Raw genomic sequence first — 6056 nt, forward strand, 5'->3', positions numbered from 1 at the left:
ATAAAATTACATGAGGTGGTGATGGAGTTAGTAAGATTAGATAAATGGCTGTGGGCTGCAAGGTTTTATAAAACCCGTTCTCTAGCCAGAGAAATGATTGATGGTGGTAAAGTTCACTACAATGGGCAACGTGCTAAACCAAGTAAAATTGTTGAAGTTGGGGCAATGTTGACCCTTCGTCAGGGTTCTGAACAAAAAACGATTCAAATTTTGGCTATTAGCAGTCAAAGAAGAACTGCCACTGAAGCCCAATTTCTTTATCGAGAAACCCTCGATAGTATTGCTAAGCGCGATAAAATGGCAGAAGCGCGCAAGCTTAATGCATTAACTATGCCGCATCCTAATAGAAAACCCGATAAAAAAGAGCGACGAAATTTGCTTAAATTTAAATATGATAGACAAAAAGGTGACAACAACTAATATGGATACTCTAAATCGATTTTTATTTGATAATCATCCTATTCGCGGTGAAATTACCCGTCTTGAACAGACATACCAAGCTATTTTAGATAATCATAACTATCCAATAGCAGTACAAAAGTTATTAGGCGAATTATTAGTTGCAACCAGCTTATTAACTGCCACTTTAAAATTTGAAGGTGATATTGCTGTACAATTACAGGGTGATGGACCACTCACTTTAGCTGTAGTTAATGGTAATAATCAGCAAGAGTTGCGTGGTGTTGCTCGAATTAATAGTAGTATCGCTGATAATGCTTCACTTAAAGATATGGTAGGTAATGGCTATATAGTTATCACAATTACACCTAAAAATGGCGAACGCTATCAAGGTATAGTTGGTTTGGAAAAAGATTCCTTAATAGGCTGTATAGAAAACTATTTTATGCAGTCAGAACAGTTACCAACGAGGCTGTTTGTTAAAACAGGTTTATTTGAAGGTAAGTTAATGGCTTCAGGAATTTTACTGCAAGTTTTACCTAGCAATGAAAATGCAACCGATTCATTTGAGCATCTTAGCGCTTTGACTGAAACAATTACTAGTGATGAGTTATTCAGGCTATCAACTGAAGAAATTTTATATCGTCTTTACAATCAAGAAGAAGTTAGGCTTTTTGAAACTCATAATATTATTTTTAAATGTGGATGCTCTCGTCAACGCTGTGAAGATAGTTTAATGACTTTACCCGCTAACGAAATTGATGAAATTCTAAATGAAGATGATGGAAAGATTGATATTCATTGTGATTATTGTGGAAAGCATTACATCTTTGATGCGATTGATATCGCTCAAATGAGAAATAAACAAAATCCTCAATACCATTAATATTTCGTTTAAAAGAACCACTAAAATTTATGAAATTTTAGTGGTTAAGGGAAATATAGGGAAATTAAACCCGTATTTAATGTATCAAAGTTATGTAAATATACCAGTCTTTTTTATTTATTTAGATGATATTTTTGTAAATCATCTTTACAAATGAATTTTTAGTTAAGTATCTTAAAACAAGGTATTAATTTGAAAATTTTTGATAAAAGTTAATGCTTTATTATTTAATAGGCTATTAGATTTATCGCCAATTATTAAAAATTATTCAAAGCTGATACCTTTGTTCTTTATCAATAAAAAGTGACAAGTTTTATCTATTTCTTCTTATCTATAGTAATATCTTCAACAATTGCGTGTTGGTTACTGATTTTGCATTTTATATTAAATTGATAAAGTGTCAGTCCATATTCTTGTTGCTCAATATTATTTTGTTTATATGCAGGTCTTGGATCTTGAGAAATAACCTGCGTAATTAATTCTGTAAGGTGTGGGTAAGTTGATAGGTATGAAGTTAGAATCAATTGTGCTTGCGGTGAAAATTCAACTGTGATTTTTCTCTCTGGCTCTGCTTGAGCATAACCAGCAATAGCTGTAGGGTAACTATCACAATAGGGTATGTAAGGTTTAATATCGATAATTGGCGTGCCATCAACTAAATCAATACTGCCTAATTTCAAAATAATTTGCTTATTTTTAATGACAATATCTTTTAATTCGACAGCTGAAAGTCCAATATGATTGGGGCGAAAAGGTGATCTGGTAGCAAATACACCTAATGTTTTATTACCGCCTAAGCGCGGTGGACGCACAGCTAAACGCCACTTTTCTGGCTCAATATGATGAAACTGAAATAATAGCCATAAATGTGAAAATTGTTCTAATCCTTTAACACTAACAGGATTATTATATGGTGCTAATAGATGAAGTTCGCCTTGACCTGCGGTAACTAAATTGGGTTGTCGAGGGACAGCAAATTTTTCGCTGTAGGGGGAGTGAATAATACCGATAGGTTTGATTTGATATGTCATTATTTAAGATTTTTATTCATTGATGGCAAAATTTAAATAGTTTTATTGATTCTTTCTATATTATCTTTCCGCTGATTTATTGGTCAGCGGAAAGATATTTATAGTTGATAATTGATAAATCATTACCAACCGCGAATTGCACCGCCATTGAAAATTTGATCGGCTTTTTGTGCTACTGCATCGGTTTGATAGGCTTTAACAAAGTTTTTGACGTTCTCATTATCTTTGTCAGCTTCTCGGGCTACAATAATATTAACATAAGGTGATTCTTTATCTTCAACAAATATACCATCTTTGCTTGGTGTTAAATTTGCTTGTCCTGCAAAGGCATTATTGATAATAGCAAGATCAATTTGTGCATCATCTAATGAACGCGGTAGCATTGGAGCTTCAAGCTCAACAATTTTGTAATTATAAGGATTATTTGTGATATCAAGAACGGTTGGTAGTAAACCTTTGGTTTTATCAACAGTAATCATTCCCTCGTGTTGTAGTAAGAGTAATGCACGACCTAAATTGGTTGGATCATTTGGAATAGCAATAGTTGAATTAGCTGCAATAAAGAAAGTTTCACCACGAGGTGAAGTTACTTTTACACCTTCACCTGTTTCAGTTGTGTTATCAATTGGTTTTAATTTATGGGAATAGCTAGCAATAGGGTAAACAAATGAGTTACCGACAACAGAGAGTTTATAGTCGCGTTCTTTTATTTGTTCATCTAAATAAGGTTTATGTTGAAAAGCATTAATATCGATTAAGCCATCATTTAATGCTTGGTTTGGTGTAACATAATCATTAAAAATAACCAGTTCAACATCTAGGTTATAAAGATCTTTGGCTTGTTGCTTAACAACTTCTGCAACTTCTTGTTCAGGACCAGAAATAACGCCTACTTTAACCATACTAACTTTAGTCGGTTCTTCTGATTTATTATCTGAAACTGTTGATTGCTTATCATCGCAACCAGTTAAAAAAAATGAACTTACCAATGTGGTAATGAGTGCTAACTTTTTAATAGACATAAATTCCTCCAAAATTAGTGATGCGTAACGCGTTTGACAATCCTATTGCCGATAAATTGTATAATAAAAACAATAACAATTAATATAATTAAAACTGTATTCATTATAGCAGGCTTGTAGCCGTTGTAACCATATTGAATCGCAAGTTGACCTAAACCACCGGCACCAACGGCTCCAGCCATAGCAATATATCCAGTAAGAGTAATTAATGTGATCGTCATGCTGTTGACTATTACCGGTAATGATTCAGGTAATAGAACTTTATATATAATTTGTAATGGGGTTGCGCCCATTGAGCGAGCCGCCTCAATTAGTCCTTTAGGTACATCCAATAACGCATTTTCAATCATACGTGCAATTAATGGCGATACACCAATACTTAATGGAACCACCGCTGCTTGTTTACCGATAAAAGTTCCCATTAAAATTGTAGTAAATGGAATAATCCAAACAATTAATATAATAAAAGGTATGGAACGAAACACATTAGTAATAAATGAAAGCGTGCTATTGGCTGTATAACAATCTAAAATTTGTCCTTTACGGGTGGTATAAAGTAATATACCAATGGGTAAACCTATTACTGTCCCCCAAAAACCGGACAGGATAACCATATATAATGTTTCATCCGTTGCTTGTGCCATTTTGAATAGCATAGCTTCATTAAATCCATTAAATGAAGAACAAAATGCTACAAAATTTGCCCAAAAGTCGTGTCCTGCTAAATATCTAAATAATGACTCAAAAGGCTTAAATGATGGAATAAAATTAAACATAGCCAAGCACCTCTACTTTAGTGTTATTTTTTTCTAAAAACTGAATTGCTGATGCTGTGCTTTTGGGGTTTCCTCTTATTTCAGCTAACATTAATCCGAATTTAACACCTCCTGCATAATCCATTTGTGCACTAATAATATTGCTATCAATATCAAACTCTTTAGAAATTTGTGATAATAACGGTAAATCAACTGAAACACCGGTAAACTCAAAACTAACCAAAGGATTAAGTCCTTCTTTATATTCAGGCGATAGTTTTACTAAATAATCTTCAGGAATATTAAGGTGTAAAGTTGATTGAATAAATTGACGCGCAATATCTGTTTTTGCATGTGAAAACATTTCCCCGACCGATGATTGCTCAACTAATTCTCCATTACTAATAACAGCAACTTGATCACAAATTTGTTTAACAACATCCATCTCGTGGGTAATTAATAAAATGGTTAAACCTAATTTTTGGTTGATATCTTTTAATAATGCCAAAATAGAACGCGTTGTTTCGGGGTCAAGTGCACTGGTTGCCTCATCACACAATAAAACTTTTGGATCACTGGCTAACGCTCTTGCTATAGCAACACGTTGCTTTTGACCACCCGATAAATTAGCTGGATAGGCATTAGCCTTTTCAGTTAATCCAACTAAATCAATAAGTTCACTAACTTTTTGTTTAATTATGGCTTTAGGTGTTTTATTCAGCTCAAGGGGAAATGCAATATTATCAAATACTGTGCGTGAAGAAAGCAGATTGAAATGCTGAAAAATCATGCTAATTTTTCGACGTACTTCTATAAGCTTACGATTTGATAAATGAGTTATCTCTTGGTTATCAAAAAATATTTTACCACTCGTGGGTCTTTCTAAAAGATTGACACAGCGAATAAGCGTGCTTTTTCCTGCACCCGACTTACCAATAACACCATAAATTTTGCCTTTGGGTACATGAATTGTAATGTCCTTTAATGCATGAATTGGCGAATTATTATGTTCAAATATTTTCGAAATATGTTGTAGTTGTATCATAATATATAAAGACAATGTGTGAATAGGTGAATATTAAGACGTCTAGACATCTAAGTCAATCAATAATATGCTATGTAAATTCGCGGAATATCTAAGCAAAAGGGAAAAAAGTTAACATGAAACCAGCTATTTTTTTAGATCGAGATGGAACCATTAATATTGATTATAATTATGTGCATACAATTGATAAATTTCATTTTATTGATGGTGTCATTGATGCAATGCAAGAACTGAAAAAAATGGGCTTTTTATTGGTTATTACAACTAACCAATCTGGGATTGCAAGAAATAAATTCACAGAAGAACAATTTAATGTCCTAACAGAATGGATGGATTGGTCATTACAAGATCGAGGTGTAGATTTAGACGGTATCTATTACTGTCCGCATGATCCTTTAGTCGATACATGCGAATGTCGAAAACCAAGTCCTGGTATGATTCAAACTGCAGCTAAAGAGCTAAATATAGATATCGCTAATTCATATATGGTTGGTGATAGAATTTCTGACTTATTATCAGGTAAACATGCTGGTGTTAAAAAAACAGTGCTAGTAAAGACTGGGGATATAGTTACGGATGAAGCATTAGCTCAAGCTGATTGGGTCATTGACAGCTTAGCGGATTTACCAAAAAAGATAAAAGCAGAATCTTAGATTAGTGATTATTTGAATGCAGCATTTAGAATGAATGCTGCATACTTTATATATTAATTTAATCATTACTGATTCTTTTAGTGATAGGCAATATAGTTTATACAAGTAAATAAAAACGGCAATTTGATATAAAACGTCTAATTTTAGTATGCTTTGAATGCATTTAGACCAAAAAAAACACAAACAGAAAAAAAATAGCAATAAACACTTGCAGTAAAATTTAAAGTGCCTATAATGCGCATCCACTGACACGGCGTCAGCGACA

General features: G+C 33.3%; 7 protein-coding genes. 3 read left to right on the top strand and 4 right to left on the bottom strand.

Annotation, left to right across the window (positions count from 1 at the left end; all coding sequences use genetic code 11):
• Window positions 1–21 precede the first annotated feature (21 nt).
• Together hslR and hslO are read left to right on the top strand one after the other, a co-directional pair.
• A complete protein-coding gene (hslR, locus tag H3T96_RS13740; protein ID WP_144093338.1) occupies window positions 22–420 on the top strand; it encodes a ribosome-associated heat shock protein Hsp15 in 399 nt (132 codons plus the stop codon).
• A gap of 1 nt (window position 421) precedes the next feature.
• Window positions 422–1285, top strand: a complete 864-nt coding sequence (gene hslO / locus H3T96_RS13745) for an Hsp33 family molecular chaperone HslO (protein WP_198248671.1) — start codon at window positions 422–424, stop codon at window positions 1283–1285.
• A 317-nt stretch (window positions 1286–1602) separates the two neighbouring features.
• Here the strand turns inward: hslO and tsaA are convergent, their stop codons facing one another.
• The 4 genes from tsaA to metN all read right to left on the bottom strand — a co-directional run bounded on the left by tsaA (window position 1603) and on the right by metN (window position 5138).
• Window positions 1603–2319: a tRNA (N6-threonylcarbamoyladenosine(37)-N6)-methyltransferase TrmO gene (tsaA, locus tag H3T96_RS13750; RefSeq protein ID WP_198248672.1), complete on the bottom strand. Its 717-nt coding sequence runs from the start codon at window positions 2317–2319 to the stop codon at window positions 1603–1605.
• 119 nt (window positions 2320–2438) lie between these two features.
• Window positions 2439–3338, bottom strand: coding sequence for a MetQ/NlpA family ABC transporter substrate-binding protein (locus H3T96_RS13755; RefSeq protein ID WP_144093333.1), 900 nt, complete (start codon window positions 3336–3338; stop codon window positions 2439–2441).
• A gap of 14 nt (window positions 3339–3352) precedes the next feature.
• Window positions 3353–3994 carry a methionine ABC transporter permease gene (locus H3T96_RS13760; protein WP_086326874.1) on the bottom strand — a complete coding sequence of 214 codons (642 nt, stop codon included), beginning with the start codon at window positions 3992–3994 and terminating at the stop codon, window positions 3353–3355.
• Window positions 3995–4106: 112 nt separating this feature from the next.
• Window positions 4107–5138 carry a methionine ABC transporter ATP-binding protein MetN gene (gene metN / locus H3T96_RS13765; RefSeq protein WP_039129940.1) on the bottom strand — a complete coding sequence of 344 codons (1032 nt, stop codon included), beginning with the start codon at window positions 5136–5138 and terminating at the stop codon, window positions 4107–4109.
• 116 nt (window positions 5139–5254) lie between these two features.
• Here metN and gmhB point away from each other — a divergent pair, with 116 nt between their 5' ends.
• Entirely contained in the window at window positions 5255–5791 is a 537-nt protein-coding gene (gene gmhB / locus H3T96_RS13770; RefSeq protein ID WP_144093331.1) for a D-glycero-beta-D-manno-heptose 1,7-bisphosphate 7-phosphatase, read from the top strand.
• Window positions 5792–6056: the final 265 nt, after the last annotated feature.

It is taken from the genome of Gilliamella sp. W8136 (assembly GCF_016101285.1).
GTDB classification, from domain to species: Bacteria; Pseudomonadota; Gammaproteobacteria; order Enterobacterales; family Orbaceae; genus Gilliamella; species Gilliamella apicola_N.

Coding starts and splice junctions, on each gene's coding strand:
- hslR (WP_144093338.1), top strand. CDS start 22: ATGGAGTTAGTAAGATTAGATAAATGGCTGTGGGCTGCAAGGTTTTAT.
- hslO (WP_198248671.1), top strand. CDS start 422: ATGGATACTCTAAATCGATTTTTATTTGATAATCATCCTATTCGCGGT.
- H3T96_RS13755 (WP_144093333.1), bottom strand. CDS start 3,338: ATGTCTATTAAAAAGTTAGCACTCATTACCACATTGGTAAGTTCATTT.
- H3T96_RS13760 (WP_086326874.1), bottom strand. CDS start 3,994: ATGCTATTCAAAATGGCACAAGCAACGGATGAAACATTATATATGGTT.
- metN (WP_039129940.1), bottom strand. CDS start 5,138: ATGATACAACTACAACATATTTCGAAAATATTTGAACATAATAATTCG.
- gmhB (WP_144093331.1), top strand. CDS start 5,255: ATGAAACCAGCTATTTTTTTAGATCGAGATGGAACCATTAATATTGAT.